This is a genomic window from Streptomyces sp. SID12488 (assembly GCF_010548275.1).
In the GTDB taxonomy this organism is placed as follows: Bacteria; Actinomycetota; Actinomycetes; order Streptomycetales; family Streptomycetaceae; genus Streptomyces.
Genome location: NZ_JAAGLT010000034.1, coordinates 69,495 through 87,163 on the forward strand (window position 1 = coordinate 69,495; position 17,669 = coordinate 87,163).

Below are 17,669 nucleotides of genomic sequence, written 5' to 3' on the forward strand. Positions count from 1 at the left end.
GGCGGGTTCTGTGGTTTGGGGGAACTTTCGCCAAGTAAGTCAACGCGCGTCAAGGCCGGAAGGCATAGGGATCTCCCTACTGTCGAAATTTTGAGCAAAAATTGCAAAGATTGACACCTGGTCGCGCTTGACACGCCAAACAGGAAATACACCAAACGGACATAAAGGGATGGTTTTCTGTTTACATGTCCGAAACTTGATCGTTGGTTCACCGGTATCCGAACAGCGTCGCACAGCGCGCGGACAGAGATGCGGGCAGAGGTACGCCCAGGGGAGTGAACCCATTTCCGGCGAGGTATCGCGGACATGCCGAAGGCCCGGTCCCCTCCGGTGGGGAACCGGGTCCTCGTGACGTCGGATCAGACCTGGATCACAGCCGTATCAGAGCCTGACCACAGCCGGATCAGAGCCTGATCAGCCGTGCTTGGCGCGGCTGGCGGAACGGGCGCGCTCGCGGGCGTCCAGCCTCACCTTGCGGATGCGAACCGCCTCCGGGGTGACCTCGACACACTCGTCGTCGCGGCAGAACTCCAGGGACTGCTCCAGGGAGAGCTTGCGCGGCGGGACGATCGCCTCGAACGAGTCGGCCGCGGCCGACCGCATGTTCGTGAGCTTCTTCTCCTTGGTGATGTTCACGTCCATGTCGTCGGAGCGCGAGTTCTCGCCGACGATCATGCCCTCGTACACCTCGGTGCCGGGGTCGGTGAACAGCACACCGCGCTCCTGGAGGTTCGTCATCGCGAAGGCGGTGACGGCACCGGCGCGGTCGGCGACCAGCGAGCCGTTGTTACGGGTCGTGAGCACACCGAACCAGGGCTCGTGGCCCTCGTGGATGGAGTGCGCGATGCCCGTGCCACGGGTACCGGTCAGGAACTCGGTCCGGAAGCCGATGAGCCCGCGCGAAGGCACGACGAACTCCAGCCGCACCCATCCCGAGCCGTGGTTGGACATGTTGTCCATCCGGCCCTTGCGGACGCCCATGAGCTGCGTGACCGCGCCCATGTGCTCCTCGGGCACGTCGATCGTCATGCGCTCGACGGGCTCGTGGACCTTGCCGTCGATCTCCTGGGTGACCACCTGCGGCTTGCCGATGGTCAGCTCGAAGCCCTCGCGGCGCATCTGCTCGACCAGGATGGCCAGCGCCAGCTCACCACGGCCCTGGACCTCCCAGGCGTCGGGACGCTCGGTCTCGAGGACACGCAGCGAGACGTTACCGATCAGCTCGCGGTCGAGACGGTCCTTGACCTGGCGGGCGGTGACCTTGCGGTCCTTGACCACGGCCTTGTTCTCGGCACCCTTGCCGGTGCCGCCGCGGCCGACCATCGGCGAGGTGTTCGTACCGATGGTCATGGAGATCGCCGGCTCGTCGACCGTGATGAGCGGCAGCGCGATCGGGTTCTCGGGGTCGGCGAGGGTCTCGCCGATCATGATGTCCGGGATACCGGCGACGGCACAGATGTCACCCGGGCCGGCCATCTCGGCAGGCCTGCGGGTGAGCGCCTCGGTCATCATCAGCTCGGTGATGCGGACGTTGGACATCGTGCCGTCACGCTTGATCCACGTGACGGTCTGGCCCTTGCGCAGCTCGCCCTGCTCGACACGGAGCAGCGCGATACGGCCGAGGAAGTTGTCGGCGTCCAGGTTGGTGACGTGCGCCTGGAGCGGCGCCTCCACGTCGAACTCCGGGGCCGGGACGTGGGACAGGATCGTGGAGAAGAACGGCTCCAGGCTGTCACTGTCGGCCGGGACCGTGCCGTTCTCCGGCTTGGTCAGCGAGGCGACACCGTCACGCGCACACGCGTAGACGATGGGGAACTCGATCTGCTCCTCGTCGGCGTCCAGGTCCAGGAAGAGGTCGTACGTCTCGTTGACGACCTCGTCGATCCGGGAGTCCGGGCGGTCAGTCTTGTTGATGCAGAGGATGACCGGCAGGCGCTGCTGGAGCGCCTTGCGCAGCACGAAGCGGGTCTGCGGCAACGGCCCCTCGGAGGCGTCGACGAGCAGCACCACGGCGTCCACCATCGACAGACCGCGCTCGACCTCACCACCGAAGTCGGCGTGGCCCGGGGTGTCGATGATGTTGATGGTGATGACGTCCCCCCCGTCCTTCGGGTGGTACTTCACCGCCGTGTTCTTGGCGAGGATCGTGATGCCCTTCTCACGTTCCAGGTCGTTCGAGTCCATCATGCGGTCGTCGAGCGACTCGGCGGCGTGCGCGGCGAAGGCACCGGCCTGCTTCAGCATGGCGTCGACCAGTGTCGTCTTCCCGTGGTCGACGTGGGCGACGATGGCGACGTTGCGGATGTCGTGGCGCGTGGCCATAGTGCGGCGTACTCCCGGAGTTGAGGACGGCCTGCGCGTACGACTGCGTCACGCGGGCCCTGCCGGGCTGAACATGCCACGGCCTTACCCCATGGTACGGGCCCGGCGCGGTAGGGGCTCGCCGGGCCGTACCGATGAGGCGACCGTCACGGTCGGGACGACGCCTTGCTGCCCGGCGTGGCGCTCTTCTTCAGGAAGCCCATGTCCTCGTAGAGGGGGGTCTGGAAACCGAAGGCGCCCAGGTTGGCGACGGTCTTCTTCACTGCCGTGAGCTGGGGCCGCTGGAAGAGCGGGATGGACCCGCCGGCCGCCCAGATCCGGGCGTCGGCCTTCCGGACCAGGGAGGCCGACCTGCTCTCGTCCAGGGTGGCGATGGCCTGGTCGAAAAGCTGGTCCACCTGGTCGGTGCCGACGCGGGTGTAGTTCTGCTCGACGTTCAGCGACCCGTCGGCGGCGGGCACCGGCTTGGCGTAGATGGGCCGCGCGTCGGTGGCGGGGAAGGCGGACGCGGGCCACGAGTACAGCGCCAGGTCGTACTGCCCGCTGGCGATGTGGTCCTTGAAGTAGCTGTCGTCGGACACCTTGGTGATCGCGGTACGGATACCGACCCGGTCCAGCATCCGCGCGATCCGCTCGCCCACGGCCCGCAGCGTGGCCGAGCCCGGCCCCGAGGGAAGCACGAACCTCAAGGTCAGCGGCTTGCCGTCCTTGGCGAGCGCTCCGGCGGCGGCCCCGGCGGGAGCAGGGGTCCCCTTGGGCGCGTAGGCACCGGGCGCTCCGCCCCGCTCCGGGTGCTTGTGCAGGGACTGCTTGCCGTCCTGAGCGAGATTCTTCTTCCCGGAACCGCCCCGGTGATCGCGGGGGTTCTGGTGGTCCTCGCGGACGGGCTCGCCGTACGGCTTGTCGTCGTCCCCGACGACATAGGTCCCGTCGTCGTCGCCACTGCCCTTACGCGCCTTACCGGCCTTGGCGGACGCTTTCGGGGACGCTTTCGGGGAGGTTTTCGGGGAGGTTTTCGGCGCGGCGGACTTGCCGCCGGCCTTCTTGCCCTCGCCCCCGGCGACCTTCTCCGCGTCGCCGTCCTTCTTCTTCGGCTTCCCGAGCGGGCCGCCGGGCACCCATCCGGCGTCGGCGAGGAGTTCCTCGGCCTCGTCGGTGTCCTGGCCGCCGAGCGCGTCGCTGCTGTCGGCGTAGGCGGCCTGCCCGGAGAGCGCGAGGTGACTGCCGACGGGTACGGCGGGCAGCCCCAGCGGCTTGAGAACGAGGCCGGCGATCTCCTCGCGGTCCAGCGCACGGGCGACCGCGCGGCGGACACGCTCGTCGGCGAGGGGCCCGTCGGCGCCGTTGAGGGCGAGCTGGGTGTACGCCGGTTCGAGGGATCTGCGCACCTCGAACGCGCTGAGCGACTGCTGCTGCCCGGCGTACTTGGTGGCCGCTTCACGCTGCTTGCGCCGGGCGCCGACCGCCTTCTCGGCGGCCTCGTCGTCGGAACCGTGCGCGAGGGCCCAGGAACGCAGGGCGCGGGCCGGGGTGAGCGCGGCGCCGGGGCCCTGGAGGGGGGTGGACTTGCCGCGCGCCGCGAGAACGATGCGCTCGGCCTCGGCGGGGTCGATCTCGGCCACGTCCACCTTGCCGGCGGCGAGCGCCTCGGCACGCTTGTCGCGCGGTACGGCGTGCAGCACGATCCCGTCGAGCAGGGGGGTACGCCCCCACCAGCGCGGATTGCGGACGAGGACGACGTCGCCCTCCGCCTTGGCGACCTTCTTGAGGCCGAAGGGCCCGGCGGTGACCTTGAGCTTGCGCCGTGCCCCGTCGTTGAAGGAGTCCGGGGTGCCCATGACGGCCTTGGGGTACAGGGGCGAGAACAGTGACTTCCAGTCGGCGTAGGGCCGACTGAAGGTGACCTTGACCTCGAGGTCGTTCGCGCCGCGCTGCACCTTCTCGATGCGGTCGTACCCGGCGTTGCGGGCGGTCCAGTACGCGGAGTCCTTGCCTGACAGGGCACGCCACTGAGCGGCGAAGTCGGCGGCGCCGATCTCCCGGCCGTCGCTCCAGACGGCCTGCTGGTGCAGCTTGTAGAGGACGACCTGCTTGGGCTCGGTCTCGACGACCTTGGCGGACTCCAGGAAGTCGGAGTTGCGCTGGGGCCGCCCGTTCACGTCGAGCCGGTACATCGACGGCAGCACGGCCTGCGCGACACGGGTGGTCGTCGCGTCGGCGTCCGCCTGGAAGGTGTTGAGCGTCTCCGGAACGGAGTCCACGGCCCAGCGCAGGGTGCCGCCGTCCGCGAGCCGGTCGCGGGCGGCGGGCGCGATGTCCTGCCCGGCGAGCGGCTTGCTCTGTTCGTCCTGGTCACCGCCGCACGCGGTGACCAGGGGCACAGCGAGCACGCCAGCGGTGAGGAAGGCGACCGAGCGCGTTACCGCGCGCAGTCCTACGCCGTGGTGGGACATCAGGTCTACCTCCGGTGGCGCGTTAATTGGCTGATCAGATGTACGGCCACTGAAGAGGAAGGGGTCCGGCGGCGGGGGTCGACACGGCGGCGGGGCACCCGAAGCCCAACCGTTTGGCGCAACAACCTGGAGGCTCTGGCGCCGGCCCGCATTTCCAGCCCGTCCGGCGATTGAGGACAAGCGCCTTCAGCGCGGCCGGGGGTTTGGGGGCGGAGCCCCCAGGGACGCGCACCCCGACGCACTCCCCGTGCCCCCCTTCCCTCAGCCAATCCATGCACACCGCTTCCCACCGGCAGGTGTGACGCGCAACACTCTCAGGCGCATGAACGTCTCCACCAAGGGCACACCCGCCCGGCGGAAGTGAGGTCACGTCATGTCCGTGCACGACGAGCTGACGTCAGTACAGCGCTGCCTGGACGACCTGTTGCGTTCGATGGGCCGCCTGGAACAGCAGATCGGCAAGGGCGGCCTGGAAATGCGCCGCCTCCGCAGCGACGCCAACCACCTGCGCGAAAGCCTCGCGCTGCTCCGCGAGGCCGCCCCCGCGCTCGCCCAGCCCCGGCGCCCCGACCTCGTGACGATCCCCGACACCCCGTACGACAACAGCCTGTGGACGGACTCGGACGACGAAGGACTCGGCGCCCACGACCGTCACGCCCCCTGAGAATCCGACCGGAGTTCTCCTTTGGCCACTGAAACCGGTACCGACAGCGGTACCGATCCCGACTCCGACCCCGATCCCCATACCGATACGGACCCCCATCCGCGACGCGGCGGCGTACGGACCCGTACACGCGCCGCCATCGACGCCCCGCATCTGCGGACCGACCGCTGGTGGCTGGCGCCCGCCGCCACAGCCGCCGGTCTGCTGGCGTTCATCGTGTACTCGACCTGGCGGGCGTTCGCGAACGCCGACTACTACGCGGCCCCGTACGTCTCACCGTTCTACTCGCCCTGTCTGGCGGACAACTGCGCCCCCATGCGGCACGGCCCCAACGCCGATCTGTTCGGCGGCTGGTGGGGCATCTCCCCCGCGATCATCATCCTGATCTTCCCACTGGGCTTCCGTCTGACCTGCTACTACTACCGCAAGGCCTACTACCGCGGCTTCTGGGCGTCCCCGCCCGCCTGCGCGGTGGCCGAGCCGCACAAGAAGTACACGGGTGAGACGCGCTTCCCGCTCGTCCTGCAGAACATCCACCGCTACTTCTTCTACGCGGCTCTGCTGGTCGCCTGCATCCTCACCTACGACACGGTGCTCTCCTTCCGCGACGAGCACTACAACTGGGGCCACATGGGCCTCGGCACTCTCGTCTTCCTGCTCAACATCACGCTGATCTGGGCGTACACGCTCTCCTGCCACTCCTGCCGGCACATCGTCGGCGGCAAGCTCAAGCACTTCTCCAAGCACCCCGTGCGGTACCGCGCCTGGCAGTGGGTCGGGAAACTGAATGCCCGTCACATGCTGCTCGCCTGGGCGTCGTTGGTGAGCGTGGGGCTCGCCGACTTCTACGTGTACCTGGTCGCCTCCGGCGCTTTCGATGATCCGAGGTTGTTCTGATGTCCGTGGTCGATCGACAGGAATGGGACGTCGTAGTGGTGGGCGCCGGAGGCGCCGGACTGCGCGCCGCCATCGAGGCACGCGAGCGTGGCGCCCGTACGGCGGTGATCTGCAAGTCCCTGTTCGGCAAGGCGCACACCGTGATGGCCGAGGGCGGGATCGCCGCCGCAATGGGGAACGTCAACAGCCACGACAACTGGCAGGTCCACTTCCGCGACACCATGCGCGGCGGCAAGTTCCTCAACCAGTGGCGGATGGCGGAGTTGCACGCCCAGGAAGCCCCGGACCGGGTCTGGGAGTTGGAGACCTGGGGCGCCCTCTTCGACCGTACGAAGGACGGCCGGATCTCCCAGCGCAACTTCGGCGGCCACGAGTACCCACGCCTCGCCCACGTCGGCGACCGCACCGGACTCGAACTCATCCGCACCCTGCAGCAGAAGATCGTCTCCCTCCAGCAGCAGGACAAGAAGGAGACCGGCGACTACGAGTCCCGGCTGAAGGTCTTCCAGGAGTGCACGGTCACCCGCGTCCTCAAGAACGGGGACCGGGTCTCCGGTGTCTTCGCCTACGAGCGTGAGACGGGCCGTTTCTTCGTCCTTGAGGCCCCTTCCGTCGTCATCGCGACCGGTGGGATCGGCAAGTCCTTCAAGGTGACGTCGAACTCGTGGGAGTACACCGGCGACGGCCACGCGCTGGCGCTGCTCGCCGGGGCGCCGCTGCTCAACATGGAGTTCGTGCAGTTCCATCCGACGGGCATGGTCTGGCCGCCGTCGGTCAAGGGCATCCTCGTCACGGAATCCGTCCGTGGTGATGGCGGGGTCCTGCGCAACTCCGAGGGCAAGCGGTTCATGTTCGACTACATCCCGGACGTCTTCAAGGAGAAGTACGCCCAGTCGGAGGCCGAGGGCGACCGCTGGTACGACGACCCCGACAACAACCTCAGGCCCCCCGAACTGCTCCCCCGGGACGAGGTGGCCCGCGCCATCAACTCCGAGGTCAAGGCAGGTCGCGGTTCCCCGCACGGCGGTGTCTTCCTGGACGTCTCGACGCGGATGCCGGCGGAGGTGATCCGGCGTCGACTGCCCTCCATGTACCACCAGTTCAAGGAGCTGGCGGATGTCGACATCACCGCCGAGGCGATGGAGGTCGGGCCCACCTGCCACTACGTGATGGGCGGTATCGCGGTCGAGTCCGAAACCGCCGCCGCACGCGGGGTGCCCGGACTGTTCGCGGCCGGCGAGGTAGCGGGCGGGATGCACGGCTCCAACCGGCTGGGCGGCAACTCCCTCTCCGACCTGCTGGTGTTCGGCCGCCGCGCGGGCCTGCACGCGGCCGAGTACGCGGCCTCGGCCGCAGATCGCCCGCCCGTGGACGAGGACCAGATCGACACGGCGGCGGCGGAGGCCCTGCGCCCCTTCTCGGCGGAGGAACCGACCCCGGGCGGGGAGAGCAGCCGCCCGGCGGAGAACCCGTACACGCTCCACCAGGAGCTCCAGCAGACCATGAACGACCTGGTCGGCATCATCCGCCGCGAGGCCGAGATGGAGCAGGCGCTGGAGAAACTGGCCGAGCTGCGGGTACGGGCCCATCGCGCCGGTGTCGAGGGGCACCGCCAGTTCAATCCGGGCTGGCATCTCGCCCTCGACCTGCGGAACATGCTGCTGGTCAGTGAATGTGTGGCCCTGGCGGCGCTGGAGCGCACCGAGTCGCGCGGCGGCCACACCCGTGAGGACCATCCGGTGATGGACCGTGGGTGGCGCAACGTGAACCTGCTGTGCCAACTCTCCGATCCCGCCAGTGGGTTGGCGGCTACGGACCAGGTGAACGGCCTGATCGACCTCACCCGCGAGACCACCGAACCCGTCCGCCCCGACCTGCTCGCCCTCTTCGAGAAAGAGGAGCTGGTCAAGTACCTCACCGACGAGGAGCTGTACGAGTGAGCACCAGCGTGAGCAGCAGCTACGAGGCCCGCTTCAAGGTGTGGCGCGGCGATGTGAAGGGCGGCGGGCTCAAGGACTTCGCGGTCGAGGTGAACGAGGGTGAGGTCGTCCTCGACATCATCCACCGGCTTCAGGCGACCCAGGCCCCCGACCTCGCCGTCCGCTGGAACTGCAAGGCGGGCAAGTGCGGTTCGTGTTCGGCGGAGATCAACGGGCGTCCCCGGCTGCTGTGCATGACCCGGATGTCGGTGTTCACCCGCGAGGAGACGATCACGGTGACTCCCCTGCGGGCCTTCCCCGTTGTCCGCGACCTCGTCACCGACGTCGGGTTCAACTACGACAAGGCCCGCGAGGTGCCGTCCTTCGTGCCGCCGGACGGAGTGGGCCCCGGTGAGTACCGGATGATGCAGGAGGACGTGGACCGGTCACAGGAGTTCCGCAAGTGCATCGAGTGCTTCCTGTGCCAGGACACCTGCCATGTGGTCCGCGACCACGAGGAGAACAAGCCGGCGTTCGCCGGCCCCCGCTTCCTGATGCGCGTCGCGGAACTCGACATGCACCCGCTGGACGCGGCGGCGGAGTCCGGCCTGGACCGCAAGCGCACCGCCCAGGACGAACACGGCCTGGGCTACTGCAACATCACCAAGTGCTGCAGCGAGGTGTGCCCGGAGGGCATCCACATCACGGACAACGCGCTGATCCCCTTGAAGGAACGGGCGGTCGACCGCAAGTACGACCCGCTGGTATGGCTGGGCTCGAAGATCAGGAGGCGCTCGGAGAGTTCATGACGAGGCCGATGACCTGTTCGAGGCTGTGTTCGGCGATCCCGCGCATGAAGGCGGGGTCCGGGAACGCGCCGACGTCCAGCAGGCGCAGTGGGCCGGTGGCCAGGGAGAGGTGCATGGCGACCCGGTAGAGGCGCAGGCGGTTCGGGTCGAGGTCCGGGGCGGCCAGGTTCTCGTACAACCTGTCGTACAGCGTCCCGAACCGCTGCCTCAGGAACACGTGCTCCCACTCGGCGTCGAAGTACAGCAGACCCTCGATGTCGATGAGCGCAGGTTCGCCGTCCGGGGTCACCAGGACGTGGTCCGGGCCGAGTTCGCCGTGGATGAGGGACAGGGGGCCGGTCCGGGGGCGCACCTCGGCCGCCAAGTGCCTTACCAGTGCCGCCAGTTCGCTGTGCAGGGCGGCGGCTCGCGGCTGTCGTACGACGAGGTCGTCGAGGTCGCGCAGCGCGCGGTCCGTGATGATCCGCTCGCACGAACTCCCCTGGGACACCCCGCCCTTGTCGACGAGGCCGACCTTTCCGAGGCGGGGTCCGGTGGTGCTGTGCAGCACGCCGAGCAGGTCCCCGAGCCGGTCCAGAACCTCTGCCCCGGTCTCCGGGTCGCGTTCGAGCAGCACCTCCAGGTCGCCGCCGCCCGGGTGTCCCCGTACGTCCTCGACGACCGCCGCGTCCGCCGGGAGGTGGGTGTGCGCCGGGTCGGCGTACAGGAGACTCGGGGTGCGGACGCCGACGGCGGCAAGGCGGTCGTGGGACGCCGTGAACAGGTCGAGGCCGGTGGCGTGGGCGAGGGGGTCGCGGTGGTCGATGGGGCCGGCGTCCCAGAGGTCCTCGTCCGGCGACCAGACGTACGCGATCGCCGTCGTGCCGTCGTCGAGGGCGAGCCGGTAGACACCCTTCTTGCTGCCGCCGCGCACCCGGGTGACACCGGTCAGCGAACGGTTCCGGCCGAGGGCGGCACGGGCGAGGGGCGCGAGGTCGGCGGCGGTGAGTTCCTTGCGGGGCGTGCCGGTCACCCGTCGACACGCTCCCGCGTGGAAAGCACCTGGAGGTAACCGCCCGCCGCGATCATCAGCGCGCTGATGATCGCGGCGACATCGACGAGGGCCGAGTATCCGTCGAACACGTCCGTCGCCCCGCACGACATCATCAGCAGCAGGCCCAGGCTGAAAAGCATCGTCCCATAGCCCCACAGCGCGGGTCGCAGGGTCCGCTTCCGCAGCCACGGCAGCAGCCAGCCGGTTCCGGCCGCCACCGCACCGCTCACGGCCTGGCTGCCCAGCAACAACGCGGCCGTCCCCAACAGGAACCTGTGCATCCCCCGCCCCCTTCGAACAAGTCTGCGGGGACCTTACCCATTCCGCCTCTCCCACCACCCCTGCCCCGCCCCGGTCGCGCGCCCGCGATCACCCCCATACGCTCACAAATGTGACGCCCTCTCTTACTCGGGGCCGGCCGCGGCGAGCCGCCTCCCACATACCCGTGCGCGTGGCGCACACCGCGCTCGGCGGGGTGATCGGAGTGATGTGGCTGGTGCTGCCCGGGGTGACGGCGGACCACGAGAGGTTCGAGGGGTACGAGGTGCCCGTGTCGGCGGTCGGCAGCGCACCGGTCGTGTCCGACGGCTCCGAAGCCTCGGATGTCGCGGCCCCGGAGGAGGAGTCCTCCACCGGCGATCTGGTGTTGCCCCTCGTGGTGGCGGGCGCGGCGGTCGCGGTGGCCGCGTACGGCTACGGCCGCCGCAGACGCCGTACCAGGACCCGTACGACTCCCGCCGCCCTGCCTCCCGTCGCACGGCCCACGACCCCCGAACTCGACCGGCAGGCCCGCAAGTCGCTGGTCGCGGCCGACGACTGTGTACGCACCAGCCGCGAGGAACTCGGCTTCGTGGAGGGGCTGCTCGGGGCCGAGACGGTCGCGCCGTTCACGGAGGCCGTGCGTTATGCCGAGGCCGAACTGTCGGCCGCCTTCCAGCTGCGCCAGGCCTACGACGACAACCCGGCGGACGCCTCCCCGAGCGCCCTCGACGAGATCGTCGCCCGGTGTGTGGACGCGGGGCGGCGACTGGACGCGGAGGCCGCCGGCTTCGACCGGCTGCGCGCCCTCGAACAGAATCTGACCGGCGCGCTCAGACACGCCGAGGTGCGCTTCCGGGAACTGACCGGCCGTACGGGGGCCGCCGAGGCCACTCTCGCCGACCTCGGCGAGCGGTACACGCCCGCCGCCTGTTCCTCCGTCGCCGGCCAGGTCGAACAGGCGAAGGACCGGCTGGTGTTCGCCACGACCGGGCTCAACCGGGCGCGCCAGTCCGCCGACCTGGGTGAACCGGACAGGGCGGTGCTGCATCTGCGCGCCGCCGAGGGCGCGATCGCCCAGGCCGAGGTGTTCGTGGACGGCGTCGACCGCCTCGCGTCCGCACTGGCCGCCGCCGCCCAGGCGGTTCCGGACGCGCTGGACGAGGTGGAGGCGGTGGTTGTGGAGGCCCGGGAGCAGGTGGCCGAGGGGAAGCGGGCGGGAGTGCCCGACAGTGCGTTGGAGGGGCATGCCCGTCGCGCCCGGGCCGCGCTGGCCGCCGTACGGGAAGAGGCCGCCGCCGGGCCCTACGACCCTCTGGACGCCCTGCGCCGGGTCGTGGTGGTGGCCGCGCCACTCGGGACGGTGCCCGCTGCCGTGCGGGCCGTCGCGCGCCTGGCCACCGACGCCGCCGACGGCTTCGTGGGCACGCACCGGGGCGCAGTGGGCGCCGAGGCCAGGACCCGGCTGGCCGAGGCGCGCCGACAGCTCGACCGGGACCCGGCGGAGGCCGACGTCTTCGCGCTGCGGGCCCGCGAACTGGCCGAGCGGGACGTGCGCGCGCACGGGAATCCGTACGGCGGGAGGCCCGAGCACACGAACGGGGTCGCCGGGGCGGTCCTCGGCGGGATCCTGCTCGGCGATCTGCCGGACGCGGCGGCCGAGGCGCTCACCGGCGGCGCGCCGGGTTCGTTCGGCGGCCCCGCCACGCGTGCCCGGCGGGGCCTCGCCTCGCCTCGTAAGAATTCGCCGGGAATTCCGTAAGAGGGCTTCGTCTCCGCCGGAACGGGCTGATCAGAACAGGCTGAGGAGCGCCTCCGCCGGGTCAGCGAGGACCGTTCCCGCGTCCGGCAGGGGGAGTTCGAACCACACCGTCTTACCGCGCGGGGTGCGGCGGGAGCCCCAGGCCGCGCTGAGCAGGCCGACCAGCTGGAGTCCGCGTCCGCCCTCGTCGGTGTCGCGGGCGCGGCGGCGGCGCGGCTGGACGAGACCGGCGTCCCACACCTCGCACACCAGCATGCGGTCGAGGAGGAGGCGGAGCCGGATCTCGCCCTCGCCGTAGCGCAGGGCGTTGGTGACCAGCTCACTGACCAGCAGCTCAGTGGTGTCGATGAGGGCTTCGAGACCCCAGGCGGTGAGCTGGGTGCGGGTCAGCTCACGGGCACGGCCCACGCTGCGTGGCTCGCGCGGCAGGGTCCAGTCGCCGACGGAATCGGCGGGCAGCCCCTGAACGCGTGCCATCAGCAGGGCGATGTCGTCCTCGCCGTGGTGGGTGTCGAGCGTGCTGAGGACGTGGTCACAGACGTCCTCCAGCGGCTGGGAGGGGTCACTCAGGGCGCCGACGAACGCCTGCAGGCCCTCGTCGAGGGGATGGTCGCGCGATTCGACCAGTCCATCCGTGTAGAGCGCCAACAGCGAACCTTCGGCCAGTTCGACCTCGACCTCCTCGAACGGCTCGCCGCCGACGCCGAGCGGCATGCCCGGCGGCACGTCGAGCATCAGCGCGTCCTCGCCCGGTTCGACGAGCACGGGCGGCAGATGGCCGGCGTTGGCGAAGGTGCACCTGCGGGTCACCGAGTCGTAGACCGCGTAGATACACGTCGCGAGGTACACCTCGGCGAGGTCGGCGTCCTTGGACTGGCGGGCGGCGCGGGTGGCCTGCTGGACGCCGCCGGGGGTGCCGAGGCCGCGCGCGATCTCGTCCAACGCCGAGAGGACCTCCGCCGGTTCGAGGTCGAGAAGCGCCAGGGTGCGGACGGCCGTACGGAGTTCACCCATGGCGACGGCGGCGCGCAGCCCCCGTCCCATCACGTCGCCGACGACCAACGCGGTGCGGTTGCCGGGAAGTTCGATGACGTCGAACCAGTCACCGCCGACCTCGGTGGCCGCGTTGCCGGGCAGGTAGCGACAGGCGATGTCGAGGCCGGAGGCCTCCGGGTCGCCGGGGGGCAGCAGGGAGCGCTGGAGGATCAGCGCCCGCTCGTGCTCACGCCGGTACAGCCGGGCGTTGTCGATACAGACGGCGGCCCGCGCGGCCAACTCCCAGGCCAGCGCGCGGTCCCGCTCCCCGAACGGCTCGCTGCCCTTCGTACGGGAGAACTGTGCGAGGCCGACGACGGTGTCGTGGGCGACCATCGGGACGGCCAGCGTGGACTGGATGGCGCCGTTGTCCTCGGCGGGGACGAACTGCGGCCGGGCGGTGCGCAGGGCGTCCGCGCAGGGTGAGTTGAACGGGAAGTGGTGCACGGCGCCGACGCTCACGGGTTCCTGGCCGCCGGCGAAGGGCGCGTCGGAGACGGCGCTGGCGAAGGCGACGCGGCGGAGTTCGGCGCTGCCGTCGGCGAGCCCCGGCGGGGTCTCGTCCCCCGCCAGCAGCCCCTGGTAGAGGTCGACTGTCGCGAGGTCGCAGAAGCCGGGGACGACGACATCGAGGAGTTCGCGCGCCGTCGTCTCAAGGTCCAGGGAGTTCCCGATGCGGGAGCCGGCCTCGTTCAGAAGGGCGAGATTGCGCCGTGCGGCGGCGGCCTCGCGGGCGGCGGCGCGGCGGGCGGTGATGTCGGTGCCGAGCCAGGCGACACCGATGGGGCGGCCGGTGCCGCTGTGCACGCGGTACAGGTTGATCGACCAGTGCCGACGCTCGTCGGAGCCGGGCACGAGGCCGGTGATGTGCATGTCCGTTATCGAGTCACCGGTCTCCAGGACCCGGCGGAGTGTCGCCGACACCCGCTCGGCCTCGGGAGAGTGCAGGTAGTCGTACACACCGCGACCGCGGTGGTCGTCGACGTCGCCTCCGTAGATCGAGGCGAAGCGCTGGTTGGCGCGCCGGACCCGGAGGTCGGTGTCGATCAGCAGGAAGCCGAACGGAGATTGTCCGAAAATCGCCTGCGAGGCGGCGAGGTCGGTCTCGATCTGCCTCAGCGTCCGCACATCGACGACGATGCACACGGCGGCCCTCTCGCCCTCCTCCGTCCGCGTCGGCATCACATAGACCTCGGCGAGCCCCTCCCGGCGGCCCTCCTCACCCAGTTCGGGATCGCGGACGCGGAACGGGACCACGCCGGTCCACTCCCGGCCGTCGAGGATCTCCGCCATCTTCCGCTGGCCGCGCTCGCGCAGATCGGGGTCGATGAAGGCCTCGATGGGGTCCATGCCCACGGCCCGCGCGGCGGGGATGCCGAAGATCTTCTCGGCGCGCAGGCTCCACTGGTCGACGAGTCCGTCGGGACCGATGGAGAAGGACGCCACCTTGATGTAGTCGTAGATCGAGCCGGGAGGGCTGCTCTGCCACATGGGGTCACCTGTCACATCACGCGCGTGGTCCAGCGCGGTGTCACGTGTCGTGTCGCGCACCGGATCGCCCATGGTGTCACGCGTGGTTTCACGTGTCGCATCGCGTATCGCGTCACCGCCGACGGGGCCCCCGGCGCCCGACGCACGGCGCGACGCACCGGCCGCGGCATCACCCGCACCCGCCGCACTCGCGCCGCCCGACGGGTCCTTGGACTCCGTGGCCTTCGCTGGTATCTCGCTCACGCGAACCGTCCCCTCCAGCTCACCGCGTCCGGCACCGGTCACCGGGGGCGGCTGCCCGCAGTATCCAGCACTACGGCGCCCCACAACACGGTGTTCACGATCACAGGACAATCCCGATGCTTTTCGGACCGGCCCGCGACAACACTCCCAGTCTTCTAACCAGGGGACCACCGGTCGAACCCCTATTGGCGACAACTGCCAGTGGCCTGAACCACATGGTCGACGGTGCGGGGGCGGGCGAACAGCCGCAGTTCACCCCGGCGCGCGGTTCGTGGTGGTCAGGACGCCGGGTTCCCCGTCCGGCCGGGTCTCATCCCGGCACCGGCAGTTCGAACCACACCGTCTTGCCCGCGTCGGCGGGGCGGGTGCCCCAGCGGCTGGACGAGTGGGCGACGAGCTGGAGCCCCCGGCCACCCTCCTCCTCGGGGCCGGCGGCGCGCTCGCGGGGCGGGTCGGGCAGCGGGTCGGAGACCTCGACCAGGAGTGTGGCCACGCTCCCGGCGGGCCGCACCAGCCGTACACCGATGGGCCCCGTGGCATGCCTCAGGGAGTTGGTCACCAGCTCGCTGACCAGCAGCGCGGCGATGTCACCGAGGGCGTCGAGCCCCCAGCCGCGCAGTTGGCCACGCACGACCGTGCGGGCTCCGCGGACGGCTCCGGGCTCCGCGGGAAAGCTCCACTCGGCACAGTCGCCTTCGGTGTCGATCACGCCGATCACTTCCCAGGCAAGCGACCCACCCATGTCCGGTTTCGTGGGGTTAATGGGCACATACCCGGTATTCGACGCCGATTACCGCCTCCAAGGGCGCACTGTGGCACGAACGGCGTACAGGGCGCGCGCACCGGGCGCCCCACAGGTCCCACGAGCCGCCCTCCGACCCCGTGAGCGTCACCCCAGCCGGGCGACCGCTTCCCGTACCGCCGGCACGTCCTGATCCAGCCAGTCCACGTCCCAGATCTCGGCCGGTGTCAGCCAGCGCAGTTCGTCGTGGTCCTGGAGGGGCTTCGGCTCGGCCGAGCCGGCCGGGAGCCGCGCGGTCCAGACCCGCAGGACGTACGGCGCCCGCAGGGGCCACTCCCCCGGGATGCGCTCCACGGGTTCCGCCTCGACGCCCAGCTCCTCGCGCAGCTCGCGCACAAGGGCCTCCTCCGGCGCCTCACCCGGTTCGACCTTGCCACCGGGCAACTCCCAGCGGCCTGCCAGCTCGGGGGGTGCGCTGCGGCGGGCGGCGAGGAGACGTCCTTCGCGCAGCAGGGCGGCGCCCACGACCACGACGCGCCCCTCGGCCGCATGCTCCGAACCCGCCGCCGGGGCGGTCCGTTCCGTCCGTTCCGTCATGGGCCGGAGCCTACGGGAGCCGGATCACCGGGTTCCGTTCTGGCCGCTCTGCCCGTTCTGGCCGCTCTGTCCGGTCTGGCCGACCCGTTCGACCCAGTAGAGCTGCTTGTGGCCGCGGTCGTCGAGGCTGTCGGCCATCTTCTGGGCCTCCGCGCGGGTCGCGTACCGGCCCACGCGGTAGCGATTGCCGTTGTCGTCCTGCCGTATGACGAGCCAGGGAAGAGTGATCGTCCCGTCGCTCATGGAGCCCCTCCACTTCCCGCCCCCGGCTTGCGCCGCGCCCCGCCCGCTAAGGAAACCGCAATCCGCATATGCCCGACCCTACGCCTTACCTTCACGCAGCGAACACGGCTTTTTACAAAGAGGTACGCCAACCGGCCAGCACCGAGGGGCGCACGACATCGAACGCGCCGTCGAAAGAGCATGGTGTGTCCGGTCAGTGGCCCAGCGCGCCCCTCAGGGCGACCTGCGAAAACGGCCAGAATCCAACGGCCCGGCGGGCGGCGGCGGTTGGCGGGACAGCGGTGAAGGGGGGAGCGTTCGCAAGGTCAACCGCCCCCGGATGTGGGCTACTTCACTGGATCCAGGGGCGGCGGGGCTACTTCACCGGCAGGTGGTACGCCACCTGGTAGCGGTCTGCGGGGATCACGACGTCGGCCGTCTCGACCGGGCGCCCAGAGGCGTAGTACGTGCGCTGCACGACGATCACCACATGCCCGGGGACACCGCCGAGGGCCTGCAGTTCCTCGGCGAGGCCGGGGCGGGCGCCGACCTCCTCCATGACGTTGTCCACGATCACGTCGATGGCCGCCATGCGCTCGACGACACCCATCCCGCCGAGCGGACCCTCCTCGGGCAGCATCACCGGCGTACGGCCGGTGACGGCGAGGGGCTCCCAGGAGGTGGACAGCATCATCACCTCGCCGGCGTCCCGGAAGACGTACTTCGTGCGCATCACACGGTCGCCGGGCAGGAGCGAGAGCCGCTCGGCGACCGCGCCGCTCGCCACGGTCTGCGCGCTGCTGGACTCCCAGGTGCCGCGCGCCTCCGCGTCGGACTGTTCCTGGCGGAACGGGGTCGCACCGCCCTCCGGACGGAAGCCGGAGCGGGCGATCCGGCGCGGCACGGGCCGCTCGCGCACATACGTGCCCGACCCGGAGCGGCCCTCGACCAGACCCTCGGCCATGAGCACCTTGCGGGCCTCCAGCGCGACCGTGTCCGAGACGCCGTACTCCTCCCTGATCCTGGCCTGGGAGGGGAGGCGGGTGTGCGGTGGCAGTGAACCGTCGACGATCTTGTTCCGCAGATCACCCGCGACACGCAGGTAGGCCGGCTGTTCACCGAATGTCACGGGCCGCTCCCATCAGGTTGTACAGACAGCGACAGCCTGGCAACCATGGGTTGTGACATGCAAGCAAAGGCCAGAGAATCACTCGATGTGATG

At 70.2% G+C, this 17,669-nt stretch carries 14 protein-coding genes; 5 read left to right on the forward strand and 9 right to left on the reverse strand.

Features of this window, described 5'->3' with window-relative positions; translation table 11 throughout:
* Positions 1 to 414: 414 nt before the first annotated feature.
* Both typA and G3I56_RS36000 read right to left on the reverse strand, forming a co-directional pair.
* A complete protein-coding gene (gene typA / locus G3I56_RS35995; protein ID WP_164416556.1) occupies positions 415 to 2,322 on the reverse strand; it encodes a translational GTPase TypA in 1,908 nt (635 codons plus the stop codon).
* 146 nt (positions 2,323 to 2,468) lie between these two features.
* Complete coding sequence (locus G3I56_RS36000) at positions 2,469 to 4,775, reverse strand: ABC transporter family substrate-binding protein (RefSeq protein WP_164416558.1); 2,307 nt, start codon at positions 4,773 to 4,775, stop codon at positions 2,469 to 2,471.
* Between the two features lie 373 nt (positions 4,776 to 5,148).
* Here G3I56_RS36000 and G3I56_RS36005 point away from each other — a divergent pair, with 373 nt between their 5' ends.
* From G3I56_RS36005 to G3I56_RS36020, 4 genes are all read left to right on the forward strand, one after another.
* Positions 5,149 to 5,439, forward strand: a complete 291-nt coding sequence (locus G3I56_RS36005) for a hypothetical protein (RefSeq protein WP_164315677.1) — start codon at positions 5,149 to 5,151, stop codon at positions 5,437 to 5,439.
* 138 nt (positions 5,440 to 5,577) lie between these two features.
* On the forward strand, positions 5,578 to 6,336 hold the full coding sequence (locus G3I56_RS36010; protein WP_164416603.1) for a hypothetical protein: 759 nt from the start codon (positions 5,578 to 5,580) through the stop codon (positions 6,334 to 6,336).
* Positions 6,336 to 8,276, forward strand: coding sequence for a fumarate reductase/succinate dehydrogenase flavoprotein subunit (locus G3I56_RS36015; RefSeq protein ID WP_164416560.1), 1,941 nt, complete (start codon positions 6,336 to 6,338; stop codon positions 8,274 to 8,276). The genes G3I56_RS36010 and G3I56_RS36015 overlap by 1 nt, the downstream gene beginning before the upstream one ends.
* A complete protein-coding gene (locus tag G3I56_RS36020; RefSeq protein WP_343240152.1) occupies positions 8,273 to 9,064 on the forward strand; it encodes a succinate dehydrogenase/fumarate reductase iron-sulfur subunit in 792 nt (263 codons plus the stop codon). The genes G3I56_RS36015 and G3I56_RS36020 overlap by 4 nt, the downstream gene beginning before the upstream one ends.
* On the opposite strand, the gene G3I56_RS36025 is transcribed toward G3I56_RS36020, so the two are convergent.
* Both G3I56_RS36025 and G3I56_RS36030 read right to left on the reverse strand, forming a co-directional pair.
* A complete protein-coding gene (locus tag G3I56_RS36025) occupies positions 9,039 to 10,076 on the reverse strand; it encodes a phosphotransferase (protein WP_164416562.1) in 1,038 nt (345 codons plus the stop codon). The genes G3I56_RS36020 and G3I56_RS36025 overlap by 26 nt on opposite strands.
* The gene (locus G3I56_RS36030) at positions 10,073 to 10,378 is read right to left on the reverse strand and encodes a hypothetical protein (protein ID WP_164416564.1); all 306 of its coding nucleotides are present in this window, start codon (positions 10,376 to 10,378) and stop codon (positions 10,073 to 10,075) included. Before G3I56_RS36030 ends, G3I56_RS36025 begins: the two co-directional genes overlap by 4 nt.
* 170 nt (positions 10,379 to 10,548) lie before the next feature.
* On the opposite strand from G3I56_RS36030, the gene G3I56_RS36035 reads away from it, so the two are divergent.
* Positions 10,549 to 12,117 carry a hypothetical protein gene (locus G3I56_RS36035; protein ID WP_343240153.1) on the forward strand — a complete coding sequence of 523 codons (1,569 nt, stop codon included), beginning with the start codon at positions 10,549 to 10,551 and terminating at the stop codon, positions 12,115 to 12,117.
* A gap of 30 nt (positions 12,118 to 12,147) precedes the next feature.
* Here the strand turns inward: G3I56_RS36035 and G3I56_RS36040 are convergent, their stop codons facing one another.
* The 5 genes from G3I56_RS36040 to G3I56_RS36060 form a co-directional block, all read right to left on the reverse strand.
* Complete coding sequence (locus G3I56_RS36040) at positions 12,148 to 14,886, reverse strand: SpoIIE family protein phosphatase (protein ID WP_164416567.1); 2,739 nt, start codon at positions 14,884 to 14,886, stop codon at positions 12,148 to 12,150.
* A gap of 310 nt (positions 14,887 to 15,196) precedes the next feature.
* Positions 15,197 to 15,628, reverse strand: coding sequence for an ATP-binding protein (locus tag G3I56_RS36045; RefSeq protein WP_164416569.1), 432 nt, complete (start codon positions 15,626 to 15,628; stop codon positions 15,197 to 15,199).
* A 147-nt stretch (positions 15,629 to 15,775) separates the two neighbouring features.
* Entirely contained in the window at positions 15,776 to 16,225 is a 450-nt protein-coding gene (locus G3I56_RS36050; RefSeq protein WP_164416571.1) for a (deoxy)nucleoside triphosphate pyrophosphohydrolase, read from the reverse strand.
* 24 nt (positions 16,226 to 16,249) lie between these two features.
* Complete coding sequence (locus G3I56_RS36055; protein ID WP_164416573.1) at positions 16,250 to 16,468, reverse strand: SPOR domain-containing protein; 219 nt, start codon at positions 16,466 to 16,468, stop codon at positions 16,250 to 16,252.
* Between the two features lie 355 nt (positions 16,469 to 16,823).
* Positions 16,824 to 17,576 carry a GntR family transcriptional regulator gene (locus G3I56_RS36060; protein ID WP_164416575.1) on the reverse strand — a complete coding sequence of 251 codons (753 nt, stop codon included), beginning with the start codon at positions 17,574 to 17,576 and terminating at the stop codon, positions 16,824 to 16,826.
* Positions 17,577 to 17,669: the final 93 nt, after the last annotated feature.